This is a genomic window from Streptoverticillium olivoreticuli subsp. olivoreticuli, from assembly GCF_003391135.1.
In the GTDB taxonomy this organism is placed as follows: Bacteria; Actinomycetota; Actinomycetes; order Streptomycetales; family Streptomycetaceae; genus Streptomyces; species Streptomyces blastmyceticus.
This window is the reverse complement of record NZ_CP031455.1, coordinates 3,438,705-3,464,902: the sequence shown is the minus strand read 5'-3', so window position 1 is coordinate 3,464,902 and position 26,198 is coordinate 3,438,705. Positions and strand designations below refer to the sequence as shown.

General features: G+C 72.1%; 27 protein-coding genes. 14 read left to right on the top strand and 13 right to left on the bottom strand.

What is annotated here, in order from left to right:
- A complete protein-coding gene (locus DXZ73_RS14725) occupies positions 1-621 on the bottom strand; it encodes a DUF6230 family protein (RefSeq protein ID WP_116211448.1) in 621 nt (206 codons plus the stop codon).
- Between the two features lie 170 nt (positions 622-791).
- Positions 792-2,024 (bottom strand): cytochrome P450, encoded by a 1,233-nt coding sequence (locus DXZ73_RS14720; RefSeq protein WP_116211447.1) that lies wholly within the window; start codon positions 2,022-2,024, stop codon positions 792-794.
- A gap of 275 nt (positions 2,025-2,299) precedes the next feature.
- Here DXZ73_RS14720 and DXZ73_RS14715 point away from each other — a divergent pair, with 275 nt between their 5' ends.
- Both DXZ73_RS14715 and DXZ73_RS14710 read left to right on the top strand, forming a co-directional pair.
- Positions 2,300-3,472: a steroid 3-ketoacyl-CoA thiolase gene (locus tag DXZ73_RS14715; RefSeq protein WP_116211446.1), complete on the top strand. Its 1,173-nt coding sequence runs from the start codon at positions 2,300-2,302 to the stop codon at positions 3,470-3,472.
- 101 nt (positions 3,473-3,573) lie between these two features.
- Complete coding sequence (locus DXZ73_RS14710; protein WP_116211445.1) at positions 3,574-4,041, top strand: hypothetical protein; 468 nt, start codon at positions 3,574-3,576, stop codon at positions 4,039-4,041.
- 98 nt (positions 4,042-4,139) lie between these two features.
- Here DXZ73_RS14710 and DXZ73_RS14705 read toward each other — a convergent pair whose 3' ends face one another.
- The 8 genes from DXZ73_RS14705 to DXZ73_RS14670 form a co-directional block, all read right to left on the bottom strand.
- Positions 4,140-4,508, bottom strand: a complete 369-nt coding sequence (locus tag DXZ73_RS14705) for a helix-turn-helix domain-containing protein (protein ID WP_116211444.1) — start codon at positions 4,506-4,508, stop codon at positions 4,140-4,142.
- Positions 4,505-4,879, bottom strand: coding sequence for a type II toxin-antitoxin system RelE/ParE family toxin (locus tag DXZ73_RS14700; RefSeq protein ID WP_116211443.1), 375 nt, complete (start codon positions 4,877-4,879; stop codon positions 4,505-4,507). The genes DXZ73_RS14705 and DXZ73_RS14700 overlap by 4 nt, the downstream gene beginning before the upstream one ends.
- A 37-nt stretch (positions 4,880-4,916) precedes the next feature.
- Positions 4,917-5,705 carry an ECF transporter S component gene (locus DXZ73_RS14695; RefSeq protein ID WP_240351736.1) on the bottom strand — a complete coding sequence of 263 codons (789 nt, stop codon included), beginning with the start codon at positions 5,703-5,705 and terminating at the stop codon, positions 4,917-4,919.
- Between the two features lie 113 nt (positions 5,706-5,818).
- Positions 5,819-7,486, bottom strand: a complete 1,668-nt coding sequence (locus tag DXZ73_RS14690) for an ABC transporter ATP-binding protein (RefSeq protein WP_116211442.1) — start codon at positions 7,484-7,486, stop codon at positions 5,819-5,821.
- Positions 7,483-8,805, bottom strand: coding sequence for an energy-coupling factor transporter transmembrane component T (locus tag DXZ73_RS14685; protein WP_425315837.1), 1,323 nt, complete (start codon positions 8,803-8,805; stop codon positions 7,483-7,485). Before DXZ73_RS14685 ends, DXZ73_RS14690 begins: the two co-directional genes overlap by 4 nt.
- Positions 8,802-9,488, bottom strand: coding sequence for an SCO2322 family protein (locus DXZ73_RS14680; protein WP_240351343.1), 687 nt, complete (start codon positions 9,486-9,488; stop codon positions 8,802-8,804). Before DXZ73_RS14680 ends, DXZ73_RS14685 begins: the two co-directional genes overlap by 4 nt.
- Complete coding sequence (locus DXZ73_RS14675) at positions 9,485-10,765, bottom strand: prenyltransferase/squalene oxidase repeat-containing protein (RefSeq protein ID WP_116211440.1); 1,281 nt, start codon at positions 10,763-10,765, stop codon at positions 9,485-9,487. The genes DXZ73_RS14680 and DXZ73_RS14675 overlap by 4 nt, the downstream gene beginning before the upstream one ends.
- 374 nt (positions 10,766-11,139) lie before the next feature.
- Positions 11,140-12,177 carry an MBL fold metallo-hydrolase gene (locus DXZ73_RS14670; protein WP_116211439.1) on the bottom strand — a complete coding sequence of 346 codons (1,038 nt, stop codon included), beginning with the start codon at positions 12,175-12,177 and terminating at the stop codon, positions 11,140-11,142.
- Between the two features lie 119 nt (positions 12,178-12,296).
- Here DXZ73_RS14670 and DXZ73_RS14665 point away from each other — a divergent pair, with 119 nt between their 5' ends.
- The 6 genes from DXZ73_RS14665 to DXZ73_RS14640 all read left to right on the top strand — a co-directional run bounded on the left by DXZ73_RS14665 (position 12,297) and on the right by DXZ73_RS14640 (position 16,386).
- Positions 12,297-13,754, top strand: a complete 1,458-nt coding sequence (locus DXZ73_RS14665; protein ID WP_116211438.1) for an aldehyde dehydrogenase — start codon at positions 12,297-12,299, stop codon at positions 13,752-13,754.
- Positions 13,754-13,990, top strand: a complete 237-nt coding sequence (locus DXZ73_RS14660) for a ferredoxin (protein ID WP_116211437.1) — start codon at positions 13,754-13,756, stop codon at positions 13,988-13,990. The genes DXZ73_RS14665 and DXZ73_RS14660 overlap by 1 nt, the downstream gene beginning before the upstream one ends.
- Before the next feature lie 145 nt (positions 13,991-14,135).
- Positions 14,136-14,663, top strand: a complete 528-nt coding sequence (locus tag DXZ73_RS40600) for a transposase (RefSeq protein ID WP_425315917.1) — start codon at positions 14,136-14,138, stop codon at positions 14,661-14,663.
- A gap of 59 nt (positions 14,664-14,722) precedes the next feature.
- Positions 14,723-15,358: a hypothetical protein gene (locus DXZ73_RS14650; RefSeq protein WP_116211436.1), complete on the top strand. Its 636-nt coding sequence runs from the start codon at positions 14,723-14,725 to the stop codon at positions 15,356-15,358.
- Positions 15,359-15,550: 192 nt separating this feature from the next.
- The gene (locus DXZ73_RS14645) at positions 15,551-15,859 is read left to right on the top strand and encodes a hypothetical protein (RefSeq protein WP_116211435.1); all 309 of its coding nucleotides are present in this window, start codon (positions 15,551-15,553) and stop codon (positions 15,857-15,859) included.
- A complete protein-coding gene (locus tag DXZ73_RS14640) occupies positions 15,856-16,386 on the top strand; it encodes a hypothetical protein (RefSeq protein ID WP_116211434.1) in 531 nt (176 codons plus the stop codon). Before DXZ73_RS14645 ends, DXZ73_RS14640 begins: the two co-directional genes overlap by 4 nt.
- 225 nt (positions 16,387-16,611) lie before the next feature.
- Here DXZ73_RS14640 and DXZ73_RS14635 read toward each other — a convergent pair whose 3' ends face one another.
- The 3 genes from DXZ73_RS14635 to DXZ73_RS14625 form a co-directional block, all read right to left on the bottom strand.
- Entirely contained in the window at positions 16,612-17,421 is an 810-nt protein-coding gene (locus tag DXZ73_RS14635; RefSeq protein ID WP_162890171.1) for a hypothetical protein, read from the bottom strand.
- An 88-nt stretch (positions 17,422-17,509) separates the two neighbouring features.
- A complete protein-coding gene (locus DXZ73_RS14630; RefSeq protein ID WP_116211432.1) occupies positions 17,510-17,728 on the bottom strand; it encodes a DUF397 domain-containing protein in 219 nt (72 codons plus the stop codon).
- Positions 17,729-17,730: 2 nt separating this feature from the next.
- Complete coding sequence (locus DXZ73_RS14625) at positions 17,731-18,600, bottom strand: helix-turn-helix domain-containing protein (protein ID WP_116211431.1); 870 nt, start codon at positions 18,598-18,600, stop codon at positions 17,731-17,733.
- A gap of 321 nt (positions 18,601-18,921) precedes the next feature.
- On the opposite strand from DXZ73_RS14625, the gene DXZ73_RS38110 reads away from it, so the two are divergent.
- From DXZ73_RS38110 to DXZ73_RS14600, 6 genes are all read left to right on the top strand, one after another.
- Positions 18,922-19,077 carry a hypothetical protein gene (locus DXZ73_RS38110; protein ID WP_162890170.1) on the top strand — a complete coding sequence of 52 codons (156 nt, stop codon included), beginning with the start codon at positions 18,922-18,924 and terminating at the stop codon, positions 19,075-19,077.
- 65 nt (positions 19,078-19,142) lie between these two features.
- Positions 19,143-19,367 (top strand): hypothetical protein, encoded by a 225-nt coding sequence (locus tag DXZ73_RS14620; protein WP_116211430.1) that lies wholly within the window; start codon positions 19,143-19,145, stop codon positions 19,365-19,367.
- A 162-nt stretch (positions 19,368-19,529) separates the two neighbouring features.
- Positions 19,530-22,202: a class III lanthionine synthetase LanKC gene (gene lanKC, locus DXZ73_RS14615; RefSeq protein WP_116211429.1), complete on the top strand. Its 2,673-nt coding sequence runs from the start codon at positions 19,530-19,532 to the stop codon at positions 22,200-22,202.
- Between the two features lie 33 nt (positions 22,203-22,235).
- Positions 22,236-22,367, top strand: coding sequence for a SapB/AmfS family lanthipeptide (locus DXZ73_RS14610; protein WP_116211428.1), 132 nt, complete (start codon positions 22,236-22,238; stop codon positions 22,365-22,367).
- 183 nt (positions 22,368-22,550) lie between these two features.
- Positions 22,551-24,218 (top strand): ABC transporter ATP-binding protein, encoded by a 1,668-nt coding sequence (locus DXZ73_RS14605; protein ID WP_116215623.1) that lies wholly within the window; start codon positions 22,551-22,553, stop codon positions 24,216-24,218.
- A 253-nt stretch (positions 24,219-24,471) separates the two neighbouring features.
- On the top strand, positions 24,472-26,160 hold the full coding sequence (locus tag DXZ73_RS14600; protein ID WP_116211427.1) for an ATP-binding cassette domain-containing protein: 1,689 nt from the start codon (positions 24,472-24,474) through the stop codon (positions 26,158-26,160).
- The last annotated feature ends 38 nt before the right edge of the window (positions 26,161-26,198 follow it).

The window sequence follows — 26,198 nt, the reverse complement described above, 5'->3', positions numbered from 1 at the left end:
TCAGAAGCACTCCTGCTTGCCCTTGGCGATGCTCATGCTCAGGCCGGAGAGGGTGAAGGTGCCCGCGTTGGTCGCCCAGGCGACCTGCCGCATGTCGTTGATCTTCACATGGTCCGCCTGTTGGGCGAAGAGGTCCTGGAGACCCTGCGCGCCCTTCGGCCCCTTGTCGACCGTGGAGGCGTCGCGCCCGATCTCGATGTTCTTGAACTCGGCGTTGCCGCTGAGCTGCGTGGCGTCCAGGAACAGGTCGGACGCCTTGACCGGGTCCTTGCCCCCGCCGGCGTGCAGGTTCAGCGAGATGTCACCGATCACGGGGAGATGGGTGACCACGGACTGGCACAGGTCCTTGATCTCCGCCTTCTTGACCGCGGTGACGGCCACGGGCAGCAGCTGGCCCCGGACGTTGGCGTCGATGCTGCCGTACTGCGCGAAGCCCTCGCCGTCCAGGTTGCCGGCGCTGACCTTGAACTCCTGCCCTGAAACGGCGAACGAGGCCGCCAGTGCCCCGTCGGCGAGCGCGATGGCGAGCGCGGCCGTGGCCGCGAAGCCGGGCACGGCCAGGACGGCGAACTTCCGCCATCTGACGCGTCCCGTCACCTGTCTTCCTTGGGCGTCCTTCATGCGATGTCCTCTCGGAGAGCCGCGTGCGAGCGGGTGAGTGGCGTGACGATCGTGCCTGGCCCGGAGGTGTACCCGAGAGTAAGTCCACCGGTGTCGGTGGGCAAGGTCTTGGTACGGACCGATTCCGCTCCAGGCAAAGGAAGTTGACTATCCGTCAGTGGCAGTGCCCGCTACGCGTAGCGCACCCGCAGTTCCTTGATGCCGTTCAGCCACGCCGACCGCAACCGCCGTGGCTCACCCGCGAGTTCGATGCCCGGCGCCGCGTCCGCGATGGCGTTGAAGACGAGGTCGATCTCCAGCACCGCCAGCGACTTGCCCAGGCAGAAGTGCGGACCGCCGCCGCCGAAGCCCAGATGGGGGTTCGGGTCCCGGGTGATGTCGAAGACCTCGGGCCGCTCGAAGACCTCGGGGTCGTTGTTGGCCGAGGCGTAGAAGACGCCCACCCGCTGCCCCGCCCTGATCGCCGCACCCCCGAGCTCCGTGTCGCGCGTCGCCGTCCGCTGGAAGGAGACGACCGGCGTCGCCCACCGTACGATCTCCTCCGCCGCCGTCGAGGGCCGCTCGCGCTTGAAGAGCTCCCACTGCTCGGGGTGGGTGAGGAAGGCGTGCATGCCGTGGCTGATGGCGTTGCGCGTGGTCTCGTTGCCCGCGACGGCCAGCAGCAGCACGAAGAAGCCGAACTCCTCCGAGGCGAGATTGCCCTCGCCCTCCGCGGCCACCAGCAGGCTGACGATGTCCCGGGCCGGACACTTCTTGCGCTCGGCGGCCAGGTTCATCGCGTAGGAGATGAGCTCCATCGCGGCCGTCGCGCCGACCTCCTCGGTGATGGCCAGCTCGGGGTCGTCGTACGCGATCATCTTGTTGGACCAGTCGAAGATCCGCGCCCGGTCCTCCTGGGGGACGCCGACGATCTCGGCGATGGCCTGGAGCGGGAGTTCGCAGGCGATGTCCGTGACGAAATTGCCGCCGCCCCGCTCCCGGGCCTCCGCCACGATCGCCCTCGCGCGCTCGCGCAGCGCGCCCTCCAGGGCCCGGACCGAGCGAGGGGTGAAGCCGCGCTGGACGATCTGGCGCACGCGGGTGTGCTCGGGCGGGTCCATGTTGAGCATGATGAGCCGCTGCACGTCGATCTGTTCGCGCCGGATGTGCTCGTGGAAGCGGATGACGGCCGTGTTGGCGGCGGAGGAGAAGATCTCCGGCCGGGTGGAGACCTCCTTGACGTCCGCGTGCCGGGTGACCACCCAGTAGCCGTCGTCGTCGAAGCCCGCGACGCCGTGCGGCTGGGCGTTCCACCAGACCGGTGCCGTACGCCGCAGGACGGCGAATTCCGGGAGCGGCACCCGCTGTTCGTAGAGGCCGGGGTCGGTGAAGTCGAACCCTCCGGGCAGCGCTGGGCAGGACATCGGCCACCACCTCCGTACGCCTGACGGTCCATCAGATGTGCCCAGAAGGTAATGAGCGGGCCGTGGAGTGGCAAGGGCGGTGGCGCCATCTGTTGCGGAGCCCGAGGGTGCGCCACCCTTGCGTACCGGGGGTAGCAGTCATAAGACTGCGAACAGAACTAGAACGCGTACCAGTTCGGCGGGGGACTGCTCAGGGGCCACCGGGAGGCCCCGAGTGCATGGCACAGCGCCGGGGGGCCGCCGGGACGCCTCCGGATGCCACGAAAGGAAGCATCATGGCCGCGGAACCCGTCATCGTCGAAGCCGTGCGCACCCCCATCGGCAAACGCGGAGGGGCGCTCGCCAATCTCCACCCCGCCTATCTGCTGGGCGAGACCTACCGGGAGATCCTCGCCCGCACCGGGATCCAGCCCGACTGCGTCGAGCAGATCGTCGGCGGCACGGTCACCCACGCCGGGGAGCAGTCGATGAACCCGGCCCGCACCGCCTGGCTCGCGATGGGCCTGCCCTACGAGACCGCCGCCACCACCGTCGACTGCCAGTGCGGCTCCTCGCAGCAGGCCAACCACGTCGTCGCCAACATGATCGCGAGCGGCGTCATCGACGTCGGCATCGGCTGCGGCGTCGAGTCCATGTCGCGCGTCCCGCTCGGCAGCGGCTCCAAGCACGGGCCGGGCAAGCCCTTCCCCGACGAGTGGAACGTCGACCTGCCCAACCAGTTCGAGGCCGCCGAACGCATCGCCCGCAGACGCGGCCTCACCCGAGAGGACGCCGACACCCTCGGCCTCCTCTCCCAGGAACGCGCCGCCCGCGCCTGGTCCGAGGAGCGCTTCAAGCGCGAGACCTTCGCCGTGCAGGTCCCGACGACCGAGGAGGAACAGCTCGCCGGGCAGGGCATGTGGCGCCTCGTCGACCGCGACCAGGGGTTACGCGACACCAGCATGGAGGCGCTCGGCGGGCTGAAGCCCGTCATGCCCACCGCCGTCCACACCGCCGGCAACTCCTCCCAGATATCCGACGGCGCCTGCGCCCTGATGTGGGCCTCCAAACGCATGGCCCGCGCCCTGCGGCTGCGCCCCCGCGCCCGCATCGTCGCCCAGGCCCTCGTCGGCGCCGACCCCCACTTCCACCTCGACGGCCCCATCGACGCCACCCGCGCCGTCCTCGGCCGCGCGGGCATGTCCCTCAAGGACATCGACCTCGTGGAGATCAACGAAGCGTTCGCGTCCGTCGTGCTGTCCTGGGCCCGCGTCTTCGACCAGGACCTCGAAAAGGTCAACGTCAACGGCGGCGCGATAGCTCTCGGCCATCCGGTGGGCGCGACGGGCGCCCGCCTGATCACGACGGCCCTGCACGAACTGGAGCGCGCCGACAAGGAATTCGCCCTGATCACGATGTGCGCGGGCGGCGGCTTGGCGACGGGCACGATCATCCAGCGGCTGCCGTAGGGCTGCTTGGCTCGTATGCGCCGGGCGGTGGTGTGCGCGCGGGCGCGGCGTGGTTAGGGTGCGCGGGTCCGGTCCGACCTATGCGAGGGCAGGGGTGGCGAATGGCTGAGGAAGAGAGTGCCGCAGCGAGGCTGACGATCGAGGGCAGAGGGGAGCTGTGGGCCGTCCACGGGAGTGAGTACAACTACCCGTCCGTCGTCGTACGCAACGTCGGCACCGAGTGGATCGGGCCGGTACGGATCACCGTCGAGAACCTGCGGAAGAGCCGGATGCGCTTCATGGACCCCCAGCTCACCATGGCCCGCTGGGAACACGAGGGCACCCCGCAGGAGGAGATCCTGAGCGGCGCGGTGACAACGGGCGAGGACTCGGAGTTCGAGACGCTGACGTGCGAGTCCGTAGCCCTCAACCTCGACTGCAAGCCGGGCCAATGGGTCGTGCTCTACCCCCGCATGAGTGCCTACGCCGGCGGCCGCCAGAAGCCGCCCGGCATCATCGACTTCACGATAGAGACCCCGGATGGCGCGGAACGCCTCGGAAACAACCGGGTGTTCGTCTTCATCCGCTGATGTGGCCGCCGGGTCGTGGCGAGCTCAAGTTCCGGACAGGCCCGCACATGCCTCGGCCCCGAGGCCGGGGTGGGGCCTGCCCGAGTCGCGGCCGCAGCTCAGGCCGCCGAGGGGCGTCCGCCCGAGGGCGCTTCATCCGACTGCCGACGATCGTGCGGAGTGAAGACGAACGCTGAGCTGTCGCCGTCCAGGTCGATGGTCAGCGACGAGTCCAGGGCCTTGGCCAGGCGGGTGAGCAGTGGCAGGGTCGGTACGGAGTCACCGCCCTCGATGTTGGAGATCTGCGGCTGGGCCATACCCGCGCGACGTGCCAGTTCGGTCTGTGACAGACCGATTTCGGTACGCCGGTCGTAGACGGCCTGGCCAAGGGCGTACGCGTACCCGGCCTCCATGTAGGCGGGCGACTCCTCGACCTGCTCTCCCAGGAGTTTCCTGGTCCGGCGGGTCTTCCACTGGGAGTGGTTCACGGATTCTCCTCCTTGATCCGGTCGTAGCTGTGCTCGGCAGGGCCGTGGTCCGCCTCGCACGCCTTTTGTGTCTGCTGGGCACGCTCCACTTCGGCCGCCTCGCGCTGCCTGGTCTTGCGGAACACCGTCAGTAACACGATGCGCCGGCCCGGGGCGAGCCAGTACGCGATACGCACGGCGTTGCCGTCCAGAGTGAAACGCAGCTCGCGGACCTTGCCGCCGAGGTGGCGGGAGTACGGCTCCCCCAGAGTGGTCGGCCGGGCCGCGAGCATGTCGGCCGCCCGCTCGACCTTGTCGTGATGGGCGTCCGAGAGGAGCTCCAGCCACTGCCGGACTTCCGGCTCGATCTCGATCTGCCAGGGGTCACCCATGGCGCGACTATACAGAAATCTATATAGGGCCGCGGCGCTATCCGTTCCTGAATTCCACCGGCGCGTCGAACGCCGCCCGGCGCGTCGCTCTGCGCAGGGCCTTGAGGATGGTGGGGCCCAGGGTGAGGGTCGCGGTGATCGTGACGATCGCTCGGGGGACGTCCCAGCCCAGGGACGTGGTCAGGCAGTAGGCGATGAAGCGGGTGAGGTTCTCCGGAAGGGGGGCGCCCGGGACGAAGGAGACTCCCGTGGCCAGGGAGCCGATGTAGGGCCAGCCCTGGAGGTTCATCACGGTGCCGTAGCAGAGGGAGGCCAGCGCGCCGTAGCCCGCGAGCAGCAGCACCTCGCGGCGGCCCCGCAGCCGGTCCGGGCCCGGGAGCAGGCCCGCGCCCATCGACACCCAGCCCATCGCCAGCATCTGGAACGGCATCCACGGTCCGACCCCGCCCGTCAGCAGCGCCGACGCGAACATCGACACCGAGCCGAGGACGAAGCCGAAGCCCGGGCCCAGGACCCGGCCCGACAGGACCATCAGGAAGAACATCGGCTCGATCCCGGCCGTGCCCGCGCCCAGCGGCCGCAGGGCCGCGCCCGCCGCCGCGAGTACGCCCAGCATCGCGATGGCCTTGGCGTCCAGGCCGGTGTCGGCGATGGTGGCCGCCACGACGGCCAGCAGCAGCGGGAGCAGCGCGGCGAACAGCCACGGCGCGTCCTTGGAGTGGGCGAGCCCGGACGCCGAGTCGGCGAGCAGCGGCCAGCCGAAGGCCGCGATCCCCATCAGGGAGACGAGGACGAGCGCCGCGACGGAGCGGGGACCCAGACGGATGGCCCGGGCCTGCCGGTCGGTGACGGTGGCGGGGCGGCGGCTCCATGGAGTGCCCCGCTCGTCCGCGGCCGGGCGCGACGGCCGGGCGGTCTCCTCGCCTCCGGGGTTCTTCTTCACGCCGTCCCCTTCCGCGCTTCCAGCGCGCGACGCACCTGCGGGACCGTCAGCCACGGCAGCGGTGCGAGGATCTTCGCGACCTGGGGGGCGAACGCGGGGGAGGCCACCACGACCTCCGCCGTCGGGCCGTCCGCGACGACCTCGCCGTCGGCGATGACCACCACCCGGTGCGCCAGCTCCGCCGCCAGCTCCACGTCGTGCGTGGCCAGGACGATGGCGTGGCCGTCGGAGGCGAGCCCGCGCAGGATCTCCACCAGGCGCTCCTTCGCCGCGTAGTCGAGGCCGCGCGTCGGCTCGTCCAGGAGGATCAGCGGCGGGCGGGCCGTCAGCACCACGGCGAGCGCGAGCGCGAGGCGCTGGCCCTCGGACAGGTCCCGCGGGTGCGTCGCGTCGGACACGCCGGGCAGCAGCTCGTCGACCAGCGCCCGGCACGTACCGGGCTCCGCCCGCGCGTCGCCGTCCGCCGCCTCGCACTCCGCGGCGACCGTGTCCGCGTACAGCAGGTCGCGCGGCTCCTGTGGTACGAGGCCCACGTGGCGCAGGAGTTCGGCGGGGGGCGTGCTGTGCGGCTTCAGGCCGCCCACGCGTACGGAGCCGGTGGTGGGGCGGTGGGTGCCGACGAGGGTGCGCAGGAGGGTGGACTTGCCGGCGCCGTTGCGGCCCATGAGGGCTATGGTCTCGCCTTCTCGTACGGTCAGGTCGACGTCGCGCAGGGCGGTGAGGTGTGCGTGGCGGATGGTGAGGCCGGTGGCTTGGGCCGGGGGGTTTTCCCCGGCCCGCCCCTTCCCGCTGTATCCGATATGCGGCTCCGCCGCGTGAGGGGCTCCGCCCCGGACCCCGGCCCCCGAGGAAGCCAGCCGCTCCTTCAGCGAAGCCGAACGGCGCCGCGCGTCGCGTACCGACAGCGGCAGTGGCGACCACCCCGCCAGTCTGCCCAGGGCCACCACCGGCGGGTGGACCGGGGAGATCGCCATGATCTCCGCCGGGTCGCCGATGACCGGTGCCGCGCCGGGCGCGGGCAGCAGGATGACCTGGTCCGCGTACTGCACGACCCGCTCCAGCCGGTGTTCGGCCATCAGCACGGTCGTGCCCAGGTCGTGGACGAGGCGCTGGAGCACGGCCAGCACCTCCTCCGCCGCGCCCGGGTCCAGCGCGGACGTCGGCTCGTCGAGCACCAGCACCTTGGGGTGGGTGGTCAGCACCGAGCCGATGGCCACGCGCTGTTGCTGGCCGCCGGACAGGGTGGCGATCGGCCGGTCGCGCAGGGTGGCCAGACCCAGCAGGTCCAGGGTCTCCTCGACCCGGCGGCGCATCACGGCGGGCGCGACACCGAGGGACTCCATGCCGTACGCGAGCTCGTCCTCGACCGTGTCGGTGACGAAGTGGGCGAGCGGGTCCTGGCCCACCGTGCCCACCACGTCGGTGAGTTCGCGCGGCCGGTGCGTGCGGGTGTCGCGGCCCGCGACGGTGACGCGGCCGTGCAGGGTGCCGCCGGTGAAGTGCGGTACGAGTCCGCTGACCGTGCCCAGCAGCGTCGACTTGCCGGCCCCCGACGGGCCGACGAGCAGGCAGAGTTCGCCCTCGGGCACGGTGAGGTCCACCCCGCCGAGCGCGGGCGCGGCCGTGTCGTCGTACGTGACCGACACCTGCTCGAACCGGATCACTGCGGGTCCTCCTCGGACGGGGTGCGGGTGGCGGGGCCCGGCGCCGCGAACGCCGGTATCAGGCCCAGCAGGACGGACGCCGCGGGCCACAGCGGCAGCTCCGGTGCCGTCAGGGGGACGGCCGGCGGGTGGAGGGCGGCGGGCGCGTAGGAGTTCGCCCGGATCATCAAGGCCGCGACCGCCACGCCCGAGCCGGCGACCAGCCAGGCGCGTACGCCCCAGCGGTCCGGGCGGTAGCGCGTGCGGACCGACCGGCGGCCGCCCAGCCACAGCCCGGCAAGCGCCGCGGCGAGCCCGGCGGCCAGCACCGGCAGGCCGTAGCCCGCGCCCACGTCGCCGAGCAGCCCGTACGTGCCGGCGCAGACGCCCAGCAGACCGCCCAGCGTCAGCGCGCTCGTCGTGTGCCGGACGGCGGGCGGGACCTGGGCCGTGCGGCCGTAGCCCCGCGCGTCCATCGCCGCGGCCAGCGCCACCGAACGCTCCAGCGCGCCCTCCAGCACCGGCAGCCCCACCTGGAGCAGGGCCTTGACGCCGTGGTCCGGGCGGCCGCGCAACCGGCGTGCGGCGCGCAGGCGTTGGACGTCGGCGACGAGGTTCGGGGCGAAGGTCATGGCGACGACGACCGCCACCCCCGCCTCGTAGAGCGCGCCCGGCAGGGACTTCAGCAGCCGGGCCGGGTTGGCGAGCGCGTTGGCCGCGCCGACGCAGATCAGCAGGGCGGCCAGCTTCAGCCCGTCGTACAGGGCGAAGACCAGGCCCTCGGCCGTCACCCGGCCGCCGATCCGCACGCCCCGCGCCCAGTCCGGGAGCGGCACTTCGGGGAGGGTGACCAGGACGTGCGTGCCGGGGATGGGGGAGCCCAGCACGACCGCGAACACCAGCCGGATGCCGATGACGACCAGCCCGAGCTTGAGGAACGCGCCGTACGAGCGGGCCCACGGCGCGTCCGTGCGCCGCGCCGCCACGACGTACCCGGCGACCCCGACGAGCAGCCCGAGCAGCAGGGGGTTGGTGGTGCGCGACGCGGCGGTGGCCAGGCCGAGCGCCCAGATCCACCAGGCGCCGGCGTGCAGGGCGCACGCGCGTGCGGTGTGTGGACGGGACGCCGAGCGCCGTTGGGGTGTGTGCGGCAGGGCGGCCGCGGGCTGTGTGTGGCTTGTCGCGCAGTTCCCCGCGCCCCTTTCGGGGCGCCCTGCCGTGAAGTGGTCGCGGCCGGGGAGGCGGCCGCCCGGAGCGCGGAGCGCCGTACCGGTGGCCGCCGACCGCGGGCCGGGGCGCGGCACGGTCAGCGGTTCGGGGAGCGGCTCGTCCGCGTTCATCCGCGCTTGCGGCGGCGGGCCTGCCAGACGCCCGCGGCGCCGAGGACGACCACGGCGGCGACGCCGCCGATCAGCCCTGCCGACGGGCCGCCGTCCTCACCGCCGGAATCGCTGCCGGAAGCGGACGGCTCCGCGCTCTTCTTCCCGCTCACCTGCTCGCCGCAGCCCGCCTTCGGGTAGCCCGCGATGGCGCACAGCAGCGCCGCGGAGTCGTAGCGCAGCGGCTTGGCGACGGCCGCGAGCGCCTCACCGGCGCTGGCGTCCTTGCCGACCTGCGCGCACGCGGTGCGCGCCGGGGGCGGGGTCTCACCGGCGGGCGCGTCGGCGGCCGTGCCGAAGTCCAGGACAACCGCCACGCGCTTGTCGCCGTCCTTGGCGGGCGTGCTGTCGCACACCGCCCCGAAGTCGGGCGCGGCGGTCGGCTTCGCGGCGTTCTTGGAGTCCTCGCTGACGGCGAACCGGAAGCCGATGGCGTCGCCGTCCGCGGGGCGGGCCGTGGCCGGACCCTGGGTGGCGTACGCCCAGCCGCCGCCGGAGCCGTCCCAGAAGGACCAGTAGCGGTAGCCGACGGCGTGGGCGGGCGCGGTGGTGAGCACGGCGAGGAGCCCGGCGAGCAGCAGGGCGGTCAGGGCCCCGGCCGCCGGGCGCACCCGGCGGCGGTGTCCCGGACGACCGGCCCTCACAGCTGGTTCTTCTTCTTGCGGCCGCTCAGGAGGAAGCCCGCGCCGACGCTCGCGACGAAGAAGACGCCGACGACCCACCAGACGCCCAGCCCCTTGTTGTCCTTCGCCTTCTTCTCTTCCTGCTTCTCGTCCTTCTTCTCCGACGGGGAAGCCGCGGCCTCCGCCTTCGGGCCCGTCGCGCCGAGCTGGGACACCAGGTCCGCGCCGCCGAAGTCGCGCGGGTCCGCGCCCGCCGCGTGGGCGGCGAGTACGAGCTGGGCGTACGCGGCGGGGCCCGCCTGCTTGGCCCAGGCGGCGGAGTTCTGCTGCAGCCACTTCAGCGGCTTCGCGGCGGCGTCGCGGTGACCGCCCGCGGCGAGGGCGATGACGGTCTCGGCGGTGTTGCCGAAGTCGGGGGCGGGCTTGTCGGCGCCGGGCTGGACGGCGGCCAGGTGCGGGCCGTCCTTCTCCTTGTCCATGATCCGCGCGAGGTACGCGGACGCGGCACCCGCGGCGGCCTTCGGGTCGGACGTCCCGGCCTCGTCGCCCTTGCAGGGCAGCGGCTTCGCGTCCACGTTGTCCTTGCCCGCGGGCTGTGCCGCGTAGCCCTTGCCGAGCCCGGCGAGGGCGACCGCGGCCGTGGCGTCGGCGTTGGCGGCGAGCTTGCCGGACTTGTCGGGCTGGTAGGCGAACGCGCCCCGGTCCGCCTCGTCGACGTCGCAGCCCAGCTGGAAGGCGACGAGACCGTCGTAGGCCGACGTGCCCCTCTTGGAGGTGACCTTCGCGGGGTCCTCGCCCGCGGCCGCCAGCGCGCCGATCACGATCGACGTGGAGTTGGCGTCGCTCGGGCCGCCGGGGCTGTAGCCCCAGCCGCCGTCCTCGTTCTGCGTGGACTTCAGCCACCCCACGGCCTTGGTCACGGCGGGGCCGTGCCCGCCGAGCGCGGCGAGCGCCTGGACGGCGGCGGCCGTCGCGTTGCTGTCGAGCGGGGTCTTCGCGTCGCACGCCTTGCCGGTGTCGGCGCGGTAGGCGGTGAAGCCGCCGTCCGCGCACTGCTGCCCGGCCAGCCAGCCGACGGCCGGCTCGGGCGACGCGACGCCCGCCGTGTGCTGGGCGAGGAGGGCCAGGGACTGCCGGAAGACACCGTCGAACTTCGGGTCCGAGGCGCCGAACAGGCCGGGGGCCGCCGGGGACGGGGAGGCGGCGGACGCTGCCGGTGCCAGGCCCGCGCCGAGTACGGCGGCGGTGGCCAGGGCCGCGGCGCCGCGGCGCGCGTGGACGGCGAAGGAGGGGGCCATGGGGTCGGTGCCTCTCGGTGGGTGTCACTGCGGTGGTCCGGCGACGCCGGGATACGGGGTGGTACGGGCGGTCACAGCCGCGCACGGCAGCCCCTCCGCGCCTGTCACCGCGCGGTGGCACCGGGCTCGGCTCCGTATACCTCGACGGTGCCGGTGGACCGGGCCGTGCCGTGGTCGGCGCGACCGGATCCGGGAGCCTGCCGCCTGGGCCCGGGTGGTCCGGCTCGTACGGCCGCGCCGGGGCGGGGCCGTACTTCACGGTTGCGGGTCAGCGCCGGATTCGCACCGGCTTTCCCCGTTCCGAGGCGGGATGAAGTTGTCACGGACACTTTAGCCGCCGGTCCGGCCGCGGCCCGTACCCCCGCACGCCCCGGTCACACGGCGACGTAGGTCACCGGCGGGCCGCCCGGCACGGCCTCCGCGTGGCCGAGGGCCACCAGGTGGCGCAGGTGGGCCTCGGCCTCGGCGACGGCGATGTTGCGGGAGCCGTAGGGGATGCGCGACCAGGGGCGGTTCCACTCCATCGACTCGGTGAGCTGCCAGAGCGTGCGCGGGGTGGCGAGGAGCGCGCGCAGCGACGCGAGCCGGGCCCGGTGGTGGGCGAGGAGCGTGGCGACGCGCCCGGGGGCGTCGGTGAAGGCGTACTGGTGGGCGGGGAGCACCTCGGCCGGGCCGAGGAGGGCGACACGTTCGAGGGAGGCGAGGTAGTCGCCGAGCGGGTCGGTGGCGGTGGGGCCGCCGGGGAACTCGTACAGCCCGATGTGCGGGGTGACGCCCGGCAGCAGATGGTCGCCGGAGAAGAGCCGGCCGCGGCCCGCGCGGCCGAGCGGGTGGGCCTCCTCCAGGTGGAGGCAGACGTGGCCGGGGGTGTGGCCGGGGGTCCAGATGGCGCGCAGCCTGCGGCCGGGCAGGTCGAGGAGCTCGCCGGGCGCGATCTCGCGGTCGGGCAGCGCGGCCCGGCTGCCCGGCAGCGGGCGGGCGCGGCCCCGGGCGCGGGCCGCCTCGACGGGGGCCAGGTGCTCCTCGGGCGCCCCGGCGGCGACGAGCTTCGCCACGAGCTGGTCGAGCCACTGCCCGGGCGGGGCCGCGCGCAGGCGGCGGACCAGGTCCGCGTCGGCGGGGTGCATCGCGATCCAGGCGCCGGAGACCTCGCGGACCCGGGCGGACAGGCCGTGGTGGTCGGGGTGGTGGTGGGTGACGAGGACGCCGTGCAGCTCGGTGACGGACGTGCCGCACGCGCCGAGCCCCGCGACGAGGGTGTCCCAGGAGGCGGGGTCGTCCCAGCCCGTGTCGACCAGGACCGGGCCGCGGTCGGTGTCCAGGAGGTGGACGAGGGTGTGGCCGAGGGGGTTGTCCGGGATGGGGACGGGGATGGACACCACCCCGCCGCCGTGGTCGGTCACCTGAGGCATGGCTCCCCCCGTCGCCGACGGGCGTCGGCCATTGCCCACTATAACGAGAACTGGTAACAGTTCTGACGTAGCGTCAGAAGAGCCGCCGGGCTCGGCGGCCACGCGGGAGGCGACCGGACATGGCGCAATTCATCGAGCACGGAAAGCTCTTCATCGGCGGCACCTGGGCCGACCCGGCAGGGACGGACACCATCGACGTCGTCTCGCCGCACACCGAGACCGTCATCGGACGCGTGCCCCACGCCTCCCGCGAGGACGTCGACCGGGCGGTCGCCGCCGCCCGCACCTCCTTCGACTCCGGCGTCTGGGCACAGACACCGCTGGCCGAGCGGCTCGACGTCGTCACCCGCATCAAGGACGGCATCGCCGCCCGCCACGAGGAGATCGCCCGGGTCATCTCCGCGCAGAACGGCTCCCCCTGCTCCTGGAGCGTCCTCGCGCAGGCCCTCGGCGCGATGATGGTGTGGGACTGCGCGATCGGCGTCGCGAGGGACATCCCGTACGAGGAGCGGCGCGCCGGGGTCCTCGGGCCGCTGCTCGTACGGCGCGAGCCCGTCGGCGTGGTCGCGGCCGTCGCCCCGTGGAACGTCCCGCAGTTCGTGGCCGCCGCCAAGCTCGCGCCCGCGCTGCTCACGGGCTGTTCCGCGGTGCTCAAGCCGGCGCCCGAAACCCCCCTGGACGCCTACATCCTGGCCGAGATCGCCGCGGAGGCCGGGCTGCCGGAGGGCGTCCTGTCCGTCCTGCCCGCCGGGCGCGAGGTCGGCGAGTACCTCGTCGGGCACCCCGGCGTCGACAAGGTGTCCTTCACCGGCTCGGTCGCCTCCGGCAAGCGCGTCATGGAGGTCGCCGCCCGCAACCTCACCCGCGTCACCCTCGAACTCGGCGGCAAATCCGCCGCGATCATCCTCCCCGACGCCGATCTGGAGGCCGCCGTCGCGGGCATCGTGCCCAGCGCCTGGATGAACAACGGGCAGGCGTGCGTCGCCCAGACCCGCATCCTCGTCCCCCGCGTCCACTACGACGAGCTGGCCGGGCGCTTCGCCGCGGCGGCCGACGCCCTCGTCGTCGGCGACCCCCTCGACCCCGCCACCCAGGTCGGCCCCCTGGTCGCCGAGCGGCAGCGACGCCGCTCCCTGGACTACATCGCGCTCGGACAGCGCGAGGGCGCCAAGGTCCTCGCCGGCGGCGGCCGCCCGGCCGCGCCCGGCCACGGCTGGTACGTCGAGCCCACCCTCTTCGGCGAGGTCACCAACACCATGCGGATCGCCCGCGAGGAGATCTTCGGCCCGGTCATCTGCCTGCTGCCCTACGAGGACGAGGAGGAGGCCGTGCGCATCGCCGACGACTCCGACTACGGCCTCTCCGGCAGCGTCTGGACCTCCGACGTCGAACGCGGCATCGCCGTCGCCCGGCGCGTGCGGACCGGCACCTACTCCGTGAACACCTTCAGCCTCGACATGCTCGGCCCCTTCGGCGGCTACAAGAACTCCGGCCTGGGCCGCGAGTTCGGCCCCGAGGGCTTCGCCGCCTACCAGGAACACAAGATGATCCACCTGCCCGCGGGGTACGAGGGCTGATGCCCGCCGACGCCGAGCGCTGGCGGGTGACGGTGGACCGCGCCGTATGCGTCGGCTCGGGCCTGTGCGCGGCGACGGCGCCGGGCGCCTTCCACCTGGACGAGGCGCGCCGCTCCCACCCGGTGGAGGAGGAGACGCCCGCGTCCGAAGCGGTGCTGGAGGCGGCGGAGTCGTGCCCGGTGGAGGCGATCACGATCCGGAGCGCGGAGGGAGTGGTCTTCCCGCCGGAGGAGTGAGTTCCCCCTTTTGGAGCCGCTCGCGCTGCGCGCGCACCGCTGCCGACCTACGGTCCCGGCAGGTGCTGACAGTTGCTCAGTGACCCGGCAGGTCGGGAGTGTGGTGGTAGTCAGCCGGTGTTCGGTCGTCGGAGGGCAGGGCTACATGGTCAGGACACGTCGGCACCAGAGGTCCCTGGCCATCGTCGTCAACCAGCAGCGGGACTCCGTCACCGCGGTCGACATCATTCCGCCCCAGCCCGTCGACCGCCGGAAGACGGGCAGTAAGCACCATCTGATCTGCGACGGGAAGGGCGCCCCGCTCAAGGTCATCACCACCGCGGCCAACGTCAACGACGTCACACGGACCCTCGCCCTCGTTGATGGCATCCCGGCTGTCGCCGGACGGCCCGGACGCCCGTGCAGACGCCCCGCTGCCCTGCTGGGAGACAAGGGGTACGACAGCAACCCCAACCGCTGGGAACTGTGCAAGCGGCGCATCCTGCCGGTCATCTCCCGCAAAGGCCCCCGAACATCGGGGGCCTGGGAAAGCTCCGGTTCGATGTCGAGCAGACCTTCGCGCTGCTGCACCAGTTCAAGCGCCTGGCCGTCCGCTGGGAAGGGGGCCCCGACACTCCGGGACGCAAGATGGGCTTTCCGGCCTTGTGTGCGATGTCTGGATGCTGCCTTCTAAGCGTAACGAAGAGCTGCTTCCGTGGAATTGAGTCCATTGTCTGCGCAGAGGAGCGGAAAATGTTCAAGAGCAAGGATGAGTTCGTAAAGGCGGCGAAGGCGGCCGAGAAGATCTACAAGGAAGCGGGGCTCGGTAAATCCTGGGACGGGCACGACGCCTTCAGCGCAGAAAGGGTCGGCGTCGCCTGGTGCGTCTACAGCGCGGTATTGAAGGCGCGAAAGGATCTCGGCCCGCAATTTTTAGGGCTGGTCATAGGGGGCTTGCGCACCGAGGAAGACCCAGAGCAGCAGGGGGCTGGCATTGATCCGAAAGTGAAGAAGAACTTTGGAACGATGGATGAAACGACAAAGCAGTTCGCGCAAATGGGCTGTGTGCTCGATTCGAAGCGATGGTCGGTGTTGGTGAACGATTCCTGGCTGCTCGCAGGTGTGCATGACGCACAGGAGTTCTTCCTGGCTTCGCCGCGGACGGAGGCCAACGTTTTCGACTTCGCCGAGGGGAGGCTCAGGGTTTTCGGACGCGAGCTGGCTGGCCTCAGGGCGTTTGGTTATAAATTCATGGACAGTCCTTGGCCTCGCCTCGGCGAAGTCGAGGCGAGTGGCGGGGGTGGTCTCACTGCCGATTTTATTGAGTACCAGAAAAAGGCTGCGGAGTATCAAAAGAACGATAAATGGCGCGAACTGCTCAAGAAGTAGAGCCTGTCACTGGCCCACCCGGAAGCCGCGACGAGGGCCCGTCTGTGGCCAAGGTTGCGTTCTCGGCCTGCCGGGGGGATGGCCGAACTTCTGCTTCCGGGGCGGCTGGCTGTCCTGGCAGTGTCTGGGGCGGCGCGAGGAGAGGTGAACTCTCGTGCCATACATGGGACTTCAGCTTGGGAGAGGGACAGTATGAAGCGCTTGGTCATGGCTGCCGCTGCGGTCGGCGCCGCCGCCGTGCTGGCTGTTGGGCTAGCCGGAAGCGCGCAAGCGGCCGAGGGAACGTTCGTATATACCACCCCTAAAGGCGACACGGACAGCTTGTCGAACCCCAGGAACGACCACTGTTTCAACATCGTCGGGGACGGTCACACGGTGAACAGCACCGACAAATTGGCTCTGCTGTATGACCGTGCGGATTGCCATGGGGAGGCAAAGCACCACCTCGACAGGGACAAGCAGGGGTGGATGAAGTTCAAGAGCGTGGAATTCGTCAGTTGAGGCTACGGTTCGGCGTCCTCGCAGTTGCCGCTGCCCTGGGGGTGGGGCTCGTAACAGGGGCTACACCCGACGCCGTGGCCGCGCAAGGTGAATTCATCTACACCGAGCCGTCCGAGCCGCGGGTGCTGCCGGACCCGGAGGCAACCTGCTATCCCTACCTGGGGGCCGACGGCCTGGCGAGGAACGAGACCGACCAGGTAGTGGAGCTGTTCGACGAGAACAACTGCTCCGGCATACCGCAGCACATGGCGCCACGGGATCACCGGGAAGTGGCTTTCAAAAGCCTGCGGTTCCACCACCGGGCCAGGGGCGACTTCGAGTACACCGTTCCCGGCAAACAGAAAAGCAAGTACGATCCGAGTGACAACCACTGCTACGACATAGCAGGCCAGGGGTACACGGCCAACCTCACGAATAGGGACGTCCTGCTGTACCCGCGTGCAGGCTGTGTGGGCTCCTCGTATGCGCTCAGGCGCCATGAGACGACTCGTGGAGCCGACTTCCAGAGCATGGAGTTCGTCAACTGAGCCCGCCCTGTGCTGCCGTCCGATGGACCGACGTAGGGAGACAGGGCAAAACCTCCGTGGCGATCGGGTTGTTCGTCGGAGCCTCGAAACGCAGCTATGAGCTCGTAACACGATCAACAAGATCGTGTTACGAGCTCCATGGAAGGCGTTCTCGTCAGGAAGGGATGATGCCCGGTCGTGGGGCAAGCGGTGTTCCCGCTGGAGGAGCATGGCGATATGTGAGGTTCAGCCTGTGAGAGGGCCGCCGAGCGCGGCCAGGGGCAGAGGCTTGGCACCTCCCGGGGCGACCGGTGCCTCCACGGGCTTCCCGTGGTCCGTCAGGTACATCGTGGTCGTGACACTGCCTGTCCCCATGATGAGCTCGAAACGGATGCGGGCGACGCGCCCGCTCCGGTCGATCCAGACATCCGCGGAGGCGGGAAGGTCGCTGCCCAGCCCCTTCCGGGCGATAGAGATCTCCTCGCGTCTGTCCTCGGTCAGCCGGAGTGTGAGCGTCTCGTTGTCCAGCTTGCCGCGGTAGCGCACGGTCGGCGCGCCGTCCACCTGCTCCTCGCCGACCTTCGAAGTCTCGCGCATCCGTGCCACCTGGCGCAGGACGTGCTCGGGGTCGTTCACTGGCGCGCGAAGGACGTTGTGGGTCTCGACCTTGTCCCGGGAGACCGACCACCAAGCGGGATCGTCGTTGATCTCCAGAGGCATTCTGAGATAAACGGTGTCCCTGGTGAAGATCTCGTCGTAAGGCCCGATGGTCGACTGGCCCGGAATTTTCGCTGTCAGACGCCCTTTGCCGCTCGCAAGGTCGAAGCCGCCCTTGACGATCACTGTGTAGCCGCGGGTGCCGTCGGTCCATTCGACCTGCTCGTCGATCCGGGCGCTGCTCTTCGTCGTCGCACCCACTGCGGCCTGCACTGCGGCGTCGTGAACACCCGCCGCGCCGGCTGCGGGCCGCTTCGTCTCCTTCGACGCGGCACCGGAACCGGAACACGCCGAGCACAGTAAGACCACGGCACCGGCAAGAATGATGGAACGTCGCACTTGTCCCCCCCCTGGGAAGTTCATGGCGAGGGGCCTCCCCGATGCGTCCGGGGAGGCCCCTCAGTCAGATCATTGCTCAGATCGACGACTACAAAGTGCCGTTGATTATTCCTGAGCGGAAGGCGGCCCACTCGTCTGCGGTGTAGCGCAGGTCGGGGCGTTCGGGGTTCTTCGAGTCGCGTACGGCCATGCCGCCGTCGGGGAGATCGGTGATCTCGACGCATGACTGGCCACCGTTGCTGTCGGGCGACTTGCGCCAAGTGGCTCCGCACAGGTCGAGTCCGTAGAGGTCTTCCTTGTGGTCCATTCCTAACCCTTCTCCATGATGTTCTTGATGATCTCGCGCGAATCATCCACGGGAAGTGCGGCGGCAACGATGCGCTCAAACGCCTTCTCGAAGAGGCCCACGTGTTCGGTGCCCTCCACGAACTGCCCGCCCACCAAATTTTCCGTGAGGATGACTGTTGGCCACGGAGCAGGGAAGCGGACGACCTCGAACAGGCCGACCATCCCGGGGTGCGGTGCCATGGCCATGGGCAGGAGCTGGATGGTGATGTTCGGCAGTTCGGCCATGTCCAGCAGGTGTCGCAACTGATCACGCATGATGGTCGGCCGGGACGCGAACCGTTGGTGCAGTACCGACTCATGGATGACAGCCCAGAAATTCAGCGGTGGCCTGCCGTCGCGGGTGGTGAGTACGGACTGACGCGCTTTGCGGACTTCAGCGAGGGCAGTTACTTCTTCCTGGGGCCGCCAGAATGATGAGGCGGCGATGATCTCTCGTGCATAGCCGCCTGTCTGCAGCAGGCCAGGGATCAGGCCCATGGAACAGATGCGGGTGCTCTCGGCATCCGATTCCAGTGACAGGTAGTCCTTGATGTGCGCGTCAACCACGCTGCCGTAGGTCGTCCACCAGCCCTTCTTTCCCGCGTCTTTGGCCAGTATCTCGATCGCCATGAGGATGTCCGGCGCGTCCACGCCGTAGGTGCCGAGGAGCTTCGCGGCCTCGACCGGGCGGATGTGGACCTTGGCGTTCTCGATTCTGGAGAGCTTGCTGTTGTCCCACCCCATGAGGGCGGCAGCTTGTTCGATGGTGAGACCGGCTTCGTTGCGGAAGCGGCGGAGGGCCTCACCGAGACGCCGGCGACGAAGGGTGGGGACCAGCGGCACTGTCGGCATTCTTCTGTTTCGCCTTCCGGTTGACTGCTGGGTGCTTGGCAGCCCTCATGGGGTCTCATGGTGGGGCAACTGGGTGCACTCGCAGGAGAGTTGGGGGCTGCAACGCGTCATCCGGGTGCAGTGTGCCGCGAAGTGGGTTTGCAAGTCGATAGAACAGGCTTTCTTTCTTTGTCTATTGGCACCCCAATATTGCGCGCCCCTCGCGCTTACCGGCATGCTGCCTGAGTCGAGGTGGGGCGCTTCGCGTAAGCGCTCGCCCGGCCGTTTCCGTGTGCGGCGACCGCCGCGCCCACCCGCCCCGCTCAGATACGGAGCCGCCCCATGCCCTGTTTCCCCGGCACCGCCGTAGCCCCACCGCTGTCCCGCCCGACGCTTCAGCAGCGGCTCAAGTCCCAGCACCCCCTCGTCGAGGAGCCGCCGGAGGCTCGTACCGAAGAAGAGGGCGACGCCAGCCCGGCCGAGACCGACGCGCCGTGAGGGCGCTCATCCGGCTGGGGCGCCGCCTGCTGCGCCTCGCGAGGGTCCAGGGAGAGAGTGCCCCCATGGTTGAACTCCCGCCCTTCCACGGCCTGGTGGACGCACCGCCCGTGCCCCACACCGGCGGCCCGCCCTCCTGGCCGACCCGGGAGGAGTGCGGTCTGTGCTCCCGGTACCAGGCCACCGTCGAGCAGGCCGACGAACTCGGCTACCCCGCCCACGCCGCCTCGTACCGCACGGCGTGGGACCGGCACTGCGCGGAGATCGCCCACAAAGAGATGGCCGTATGAGCCTGCGCCCGTAGGAGCGCCCGGGTAGACCCCGTGCGCTCTCGGACGGACCGTCCGCCCCCGGTTACGCGTGCGTATCGCACTGCCTGTTCATGACAGCTGTGACTGTTCCGTCCCCTCGGGCCGTGGAAATCTCGACGCATCGCAGCCGAGGGGGAATCGATGGACAAGCGGTACGAGGTCTACTGCCTGGCCGACAGGCACTTCTACGAGACCCCGGACCGCCTGTCCGCAGCCGGGGAGGGCGCCGAGGGGACGGGTCCGGGCGCGCTGTTCGAGACCGCGCGGCGCCCGGTCCCGGCCGGCTGGGACACCGCCCGCAGCGGCGACTGGCTCCACCTCCTGCCGCTCGACGACACCGGCGGGCCCCGCCCCGGACAGCCGCTCCAGGGCTGGAAGATCCATGTGTCCGCCACCGCGGACACCGCGGACAAGACCGCCGCCGACGTCTGGGACTACTGCGTCGAACGCGGCATCCCCTTCAAGTTCGTGCCGGGCCCGCACCTGCTGCACCTGCGCAACACCAAATACGCCGGGCGCGACCACAGCGGGAAGTTCATCACCGTCTACCCCGCCGACGAGGAGCAGCTGCGCACCACGCTCACCGAGCTGCACGGGATCGTCGGCGGCAGGCCCGGCCCGTACGTCCTCACCGACCTGCGCTGGCACGAGGGCCCGCTCTACGTCCGCTACGGCGCCTTCGCCCGGCGCTTCTGCGTCGACGAGCGCGGCACGCTCGTGCCCGCCGTCGAGAACGGCGAGGGGCAGCTCGTGCCCGACCCGCGGACGCCCGCGTTCCAGGTGCCCGCGTGGGTCACCCTCCCCGCCTTCCTCGAACCCCACCTCGCGGCCCGCAACGCCACCACCGTCGGCGACATCCCGTACCGCATCGAGAAGGCCCTGCACTTCTCCAACGGCGGCGGCGTCTACGCGGGCACCGACACCCGCGACGGCCGCAAGGTCGTCCTCAAGGAGGGCCGTCCGCACGCCGGGCTCGCCTCCGACGGTGCCGACGCCGTGGCCCGGCTGGAGCGCGAGAAGGCGGCGCTGGAGCGGCTGACCGGCCTCGGCGTCGCCCCCGAGGTGCGCGACTGGTTCACGCTCGGGGACCACAGCTTCCTCGTCATGGACCACATCGAGGGCCGCACCCTCAACTCCTTCTTCTCCGAACGGCACCCGCTGCTCGCCGCGCAGCCCGACCCCGCCGCCACGGCCGACTACACGGCCTGGGCGCTGCGCATCCACCGCGCGGTCCAGGAAGCGGTCGACGCGGTGCACGCGAGGGGCCTGGTCTTCAACGACCTGCACATGTTCAACATCATGGTCGCGCCCGACGAACGCTCCGTCGCCCTCATCGACTTCGAGGCCGCCGCCCCCGCCGCCGAGCACGGCCGGCAGGTCGTCGCCCACCCCGGCTTCTTCGCGCCGCCGGACCGCAGGGGCGCCGACGTGGACCGCTACGCCCTGGCCTGCCTGCGGCTCGCGCTGTTCCTGCCCGTCACGATGCTGTTCGTCATCGACCGGGGGAAGGCCGCGCACCTGGCCGAGGTGATCGCGGAACAGTTCCCCGTGCCGCGGGAGTTCCTCGACGAGGCGGTCGCCGAGATCACCCGCGACGCGCCTGTTGCCGAAGTGCCCGGCAAGCAGGCCGGCATGGCGCCCCGCGCGGGCCGGGCCGACGACGCGCCCGTGCTGCCCGAGGCGGGCGACTGGCCGCGCAGCCGGGACTCGATGGTCCGCGCGATCCTCGCCTCCGCTACGCCCGACCGCGACGACCGGCTCTTCCCCGGCGACGTCGCCCAGTTCACCGACGGCGGCGGCCTCGGGCTGGCGCACGGCGCCGCCGGGGTGCTGCACGCCTTCGCCGAGACGGGCGCCGAGCGCTACGAAGAGGGCGAGCGGTGGCTGCTCGACCACACCGACCCGCTGCCGCCCGGCACCCCGCTCGGCCTCTACGACGGCATCGCCGGGGTCGCCCTCACCCTCGACCGCCTCGGCCACACCGGCCGCGCCCTCGACCTGACCACGACCGTGCTCGGCGAGAAGTGGCAGCGCCTCACCTCCGACCTCAAGAGCGGCCTGGCCGGGATCGGCCTCGCCCTCGACCACCTCGCCCGCACCACGGGCGAACGGCAGCTCCACGACCGGGCGTTGGAGGCGGCACAGCTCCTCGCCGACCGGCTGGCTGCCGACGCCGCCGCGCCCGGGGACCGCACCCGCCGGCGCGCCGGGCTCACCCGCGGCGGCGCGGGCCAGGCGCTGCTCTTCCTGCGGCTGTACGAGCGCACGCGCGCCCCCGCCCTCCTCGACCTCGCAGGAACGGCCCTGCGCGCGGACCTCGACCGATGCGTACGGCGCGAGAACGGCGCCCTCGAAGTCGACGAGGGCTGGCGGACCATGCCCTACCTCGGCGACGGCAGCGTGGGCATCGGCATGGTGCTCGACGACTACCTCGCCCTGTGCCCGGACCCCGACCCCTCCTTCGCCGAGGCGCGCGAGGGCATCCTCACCGCCGCCCGGTCCCGCTTCTACGCGCAGCCCGGCCTCTTCCAGGGCCGCGCCGGGATGATCCTGCACCTCAGCCGCACCACGACACCGGGCGCCGACCCGGAGCACCTGGCCGCACAGGTGCGGGCGCTGTCCTGGTACTCCATGGCCTACGAGGGCGAACTCGCCTTCCCCGGCAGCCAGATGATGCGCCTGTCCATGGACCTCACCACCGGAACAGCGGGCTGTCTGCTCGCCCTGGGCGCGGCCCACGGCGACGCCCGCCTGCCGTTCCTCGCGCCCCCGCGGGCGCCCAGGAGCCGGCTCCATGCCGTTGTGGAGCCGTGACAGGAAGAACCCGTCCCCATGAAAGGAACGACCATGGCACTTCTCGACCTGCAGAACATGGAATCCGAAGAGCTGCACGGCGGCGGTGGCGGCGAGGGCGGCGGCGCGAGCACCGTCAGCCTGCTCTCCTGCGTCAGCACCGCGAGCATCCTGCTCTGTCTGTGACGAGACCTCGGGCGGGCCCTCCCCACGGGGAGGGCCCGCCCGGGCGTACTGCGGAGGTGACTGCGGGTGGTGTGGACGGAGAGCGCGCGCGGCCCGCGCCTCGACGGCCGGGGTCGGGAGCGGCGCCCCGGCCAGGCACGAGGGAAGCACGCGCGCACGTCCCCCCGCGCCGCCGGGGACCAACTGCTGCTCGACACCGCCCGCCACAGCGCCGCACGGGCGCTCACCCTCACCCTCCTCGGCCTCGCCTCCACCGCCGTGGCCCTCGCCCTGCCCGCCGCCCTGGGCCACACCCTCGACCTCCTCCTCGCCCGGCGCGGCGGCGCGAGCGGCTGGGTCCTCCTGTGCACCGCCCTCATCTGCGCGCCCGCCGCCCTCGACGCCCTCGACGGACTGCTCGCCGGCACCACCACCGCCCGCGCCACCGCCCGGCTCCGCCACCGCCTGCTGTGCCACGTCCTCGCCGCCGGGCCCCGAGCCACCGCCCGCTTCGCGCCCGGCGACCTCGTCACCCGGCTCGTCGGCAACGCCGCCGACGCGGGCACCGCCCCCGGCACCCTCGCCGGGGCCGCCTCCTCCGTCGTGGCCCCCCTCGGCGGCATCGTCGCCCTCGGCCTGATCGACCCCTGGCTCGCCGTCGCGTTCCTCGCCGGGGCGCCCTTGCTGGCCCTGCTGCTGCGGGCCCTCGCCCGCGCCTCCTCCGACTGCGTCGCCCAGTACCAGCGGCTCCAGGGGGACATCGCCGGGCGCCTGGTGGAAGCCGTCGGCGGGGCCCGTACGATCGCCGCCGCCGGGACCGCCGACCGCGAGCGGGACCGCGTCCTGGAACCCCTCCCCGCCCTCTCCGGCCAGGGCCACCGCATGTGGCGGGTCCAGGGCAGGGCCGCCGCCCAGGCCGTCACCGTCGTACCGCTCCTGCAGATAGCCGTCCTCGCCGTCGCCGGACTGCGCCTGAACCAGGGCCTGTTGAGCGTCGGCGACCTGTTGGCCGCCTCCCGCTACGCCGTGCTCGCCACGGGCATCGGCATGCTCGTGGGCCACCTCAACGCCGCGGTCCGCGCCCGCACCGCCGCCGGCCGCCTCGCCGACGTCCTCTCCGTACCCCTCCCGCCGTACGGTCCTGACGTCCGCCGACTGCCGCCCGGGGACGGCACCTTGGAGCTGCGGGGGGTCGGCGCCGTGCGCGGCGGCAGGCACATCCTGCGCGACCTGGACCTGGTCGTGCCGGGCGGTACGTCACTGGCCGTCGTCGGCCGCTCGGGCACCGGGAAGTCCGTCCTCGCCGCGCTCGCCGGGCGGCTGGCCGACCCGGACTCCGGCGTGGTCACCCTCGACGGGGTCCCCCTGCCGCGGCTCGGCCACGACGAGCTGCGGCGCGCGGTCGGCTACGCCTTCGAACGGCCCGCGCTGCTGGGCGGCACGATCGGCGGGACGGTGGCCTTCGGCGTGAGCGACCCCGGGCCCGACGCGGTGGCGGCCGCGGCCCGCGCGGCGTGCGCGGACGGCTTCGTCCGCAGGCTCCCGCGCGGCTACGCCACCCCCTGCGCCGAGGCCCCCCTCTCCGGCGGCGAGGCCCAACGCCTGGGCCTGGCCCGCGCGTTCGCCCACGCCGGGCGCGTCCTGATCCTGGACGACGCCACCTCCAGCCTCGACACGGTCACGGAGCACGAGGTCGCGACGGCCCTCGTCCGCGACGTCGCCGCACGCACCCGGCTCGTCGTCGCCCACCGCGCGTCGACGGCGGCCCGCGCGGATGCTGTCGCGTGGCTGGAGGGGGGTCGCGTGCGGGCGGTGGGCACGCATGAGTCGCTGTGGCGCTGTGCGGCGTATCGGGCGGTGTTCGGTGGGTGAGCGGCTGCGGGTGCGGCGGGTTTTGTTCCCCGCCCCGCCCCTTCCCGAAACTGGGGCACGTGCCCCAGGCCCCCGGCTGTCCCGCCGTTGCCGCCTGCGGCGGGAGCGGCCTGCGGCCGCGCCCTCAAACGCCGGACGGGCTGGATTGCGCACCCCCGGGGGTCCGGGGGCGGAGCCCCCAGTTTCGGGAAGGGGCGGGGCTGGGGAAAGAACGCCGCCGTTGCCCGAGCCGCCACCCCGAAGGGAGCCCCGGATGACCACAGACACCCCCTCTCTCATCCGGCGAGGCGTGACCTTCCTCGCCGCGCACCGCCGAGCAATCGCCCGCCTCACCGCCTGGTCCGCCGTAGAAGCCGCGCACACCTTCGCCATGGGATACGCCCTCGCCAAGGCCCTGGACGGCGGCTTCCTCGCCGGCAAGCCCGGCGAGGGCCTCGCCTGGCTGGGACTCGCCGCGCTCGCCGTCGTCGTCGGCGCGTTCGGCACCGGCCGTACGTACCGCGGCGTGGCCGCCCTCGTCGAGCCGCTGCGCGACCGGCTCGTGGGCCGCGTCGTGACGCGCGCCCTGCGGGAGGCGGACGGCGCGGCCGTCTCCCGGCTCACGCACCAGGTGGAGATCGCCCGGGACACGTTCGCCGGGCTGGTGATGGTGTCGAGGTCCTTCGTCTTCACGGCGGCCGGCGCGCTCGTGGGTCTGTGCCTGCTGGCGCCCGTCCTGCTCGTGGTCGTGGCGCCGCCCCTCGTGCTCGGGCTCGGGCTGTTCCTGGCGACGCTGCGGCCGCTCGCCCGCCGCCAGGAGACGTTCCTCGCCACGGACGAGGCCATCGCGCAGTCCCTGGGCGAGGTGTCCGGCGGCCTGCGGGACATCACGGCGGGCGGGGCGGAGCCGTACGTCCGGGAGCAGACCGGCGCCCTCGTCGACGCGGAGTTCCGCGCCTCCCTCGCCCTGGCCCGCTGGTCCGTCCTGCGGGTCGTCGCGCTGGCCGTCGCGGGCCGGCTCCCGCTCGTCCTGCTGCTGGTCACCACCCCGTGGCTGCTGGACCGCGGTGTCACCCCGGGCGCGCTCGTCGGCGCGCTCGCCTATCTCACGCAGTCGCTCCTGCCCGCCCTGCAGGCCCTCGTCCACGGCCTGGGGGCGAGCGGTTCGCGGCTGGCGGTGGTGATACGCCGCCTGACGGACGGGCCGCCCCTGCCGCCGCCGCCCGCCGTCGAGTGGGCACCGCCCGAGTCCTCGCCCGCGGCCGTCGAGCTGCGGGGTGTCACCTTCTCCTACGGCGAGCACGCCGAGCCCGTGCTCCGCGACCTCGACCTCGTCGTGCCCGTCGGCGGCCGGCTCGCCGTCGTGGGGCCGTCGGGGGTCGGCAAGTCGACGCTGGCCGGGCTCGTCGCGGGGCTGCTGGAGCCGGGGAGCGGCGAGGTGCGCGTGGCCGGGGGGCGCGCGGGGCGGGTCCTGATCCCGCAGGAGGCGTACGTGTTCTCCGGCACGCTCGCCGACAACCTCGGCTACCTCCGACCGGACGGCGTCCCCGACCACGAGCTCCACGCCGCCGCCGACGTCCTCGCCATGACCGAACTCGTCGACCGGCTGGGCGGTTTCGGCGCCCCCGTCACCCCCGCGGAGCTCTCCGCGGGCGAACGCCAGCGCATCGCCCTGGCCCGCGCCTATCTGGCCCCCGCGCGGATCGCGGTGCTGGACGAGGCGACGTGCCACCTCGACGCGGAGGCGGAGGCCCGGGTGGAGAGCGCCTTCGCGCGCCGCACCGACGGCACGCTGATCGTCATCGCCCACCGCATGGGCTCGGCGCGCCGCGCGGACCGTGTGCTGGTGATGGACGGGGCGCGCACGGTCCTCGGCACGCACGAGGAACTGCTGGGGGAGTCGGAGCTCTACCGCGACCTGACGGCGGTGGTGCGGCCGGACAGGCTGGGTTCGACGCCCTGAAGCGGGCCCGGGGGACGGCACGGACAGACGGCCCCCGG

Bases quoted from the DNA above. Each gene is read 5' to 3' on its own strand.
- DXZ73_RS14685 (WP_425315837.1), bottom strand. From the start codon at position 8,805: ATGAACGCGGACGAGCCGCTCCCCGAACCGCTGACCGTGCCGCGCCCC.
- DXZ73_RS14710 (WP_116211445.1), top strand. From the start codon at position 3,574: ATGGCTGAGGAAGAGAGTGCCGCAGCGAGGCTGACGATCGAGGGCAGA.
- DXZ73_RS14665 (WP_116211438.1), top strand. From the start codon at position 12,297: ATGGCGCAATTCATCGAGCACGGAAAGCTCTTCATCGGCGGCACCTGG.
- DXZ73_RS14715 (WP_116211446.1), top strand. From the start codon at position 2,300: ATGGCCGCGGAACCCGTCATCGTCGAAGCCGTGCGCACCCCCATCGGC.
- DXZ73_RS38110 (WP_162890170.1), top strand. From the start codon at position 18,922: ATGCCCTGTTTCCCCGGCACCGCCGTAGCCCCACCGCTGTCCCGCCCG.
- DXZ73_RS14700 (WP_116211443.1), bottom strand. From the start codon at position 4,879: ATGGGTGACCCCTGGCAGATCGAGATCGAGCCGGAAGTCCGGCAGTGG.
- DXZ73_RS14620 (WP_116211430.1), top strand. From the start codon at position 19,143: ATGGTTGAACTCCCGCCCTTCCACGGCCTGGTGGACGCACCGCCCGTG.
- DXZ73_RS14675 (WP_116211440.1), bottom strand. From the start codon at position 10,765: ATGGCCCCCTCCTTCGCCGTCCACGCGCGCCGCGGCGCCGCGGCCCTG.
- DXZ73_RS14720 (WP_116211447.1), bottom strand. From the start codon at position 2,024: ATGTCCTGCCCAGCGCTGCCCGGAGGGTTCGACTTCACCGACCCCGGC.
- DXZ73_RS14660 (WP_116211437.1), top strand. From the start codon at position 13,754: ATGCCCGCCGACGCCGAGCGCTGGCGGGTGACGGTGGACCGCGCCGTA.
- DXZ73_RS14610 (WP_116211428.1), top strand. From the start codon at position 22,236: ATGGCACTTCTCGACCTGCAGAACATGGAATCCGAAGAGCTGCACGGC.
- DXZ73_RS14645 (WP_116211435.1), top strand. From the start codon at position 15,551: ATGAAGCGCTTGGTCATGGCTGCCGCTGCGGTCGGCGCCGCCGCCGTG.
- DXZ73_RS14670 (WP_116211439.1), bottom strand. From the start codon at position 12,177: ATGCCTCAGGTGACCGACCACGGCGGCGGGGTGGTGTCCATCCCCGTC.
- DXZ73_RS40600 (WP_425315917.1), top strand. From the start codon at position 14,136: ATGGTCAGGACACGTCGGCACCAGAGGTCCCTGGCCATCGTCGTCAAC.
- DXZ73_RS14600 (WP_116211427.1), top strand. From the start codon at position 24,472: ATGACCACAGACACCCCCTCTCTCATCCGGCGAGGCGTGACCTTCCTC.
- DXZ73_RS14725 (WP_116211448.1), bottom strand. From the start codon at position 621: ATGAAGGACGCCCAAGGAAGACAGGTGACGGGACGCGTCAGATGGCGG.
- lanKC (WP_116211429.1), top strand. From the start codon at position 19,530: ATGGACAAGCGGTACGAGGTCTACTGCCTGGCCGACAGGCACTTCTAC.
- DXZ73_RS14625 (WP_116211431.1), bottom strand. From the start codon at position 18,600: ATGCCGACAGTGCCGCTGGTCCCCACCCTTCGTCGCCGGCGTCTCGGT.
- DXZ73_RS14650 (WP_116211436.1), top strand. From the start codon at position 14,723: ATGTTCAAGAGCAAGGATGAGTTCGTAAAGGCGGCGAAGGCGGCCGAG.
- DXZ73_RS14630 (WP_116211432.1), bottom strand. From the start codon at position 17,728: ATGGACCACAAGGAAGACCTCTACGGACTCGACCTGTGCGGAGCCACT.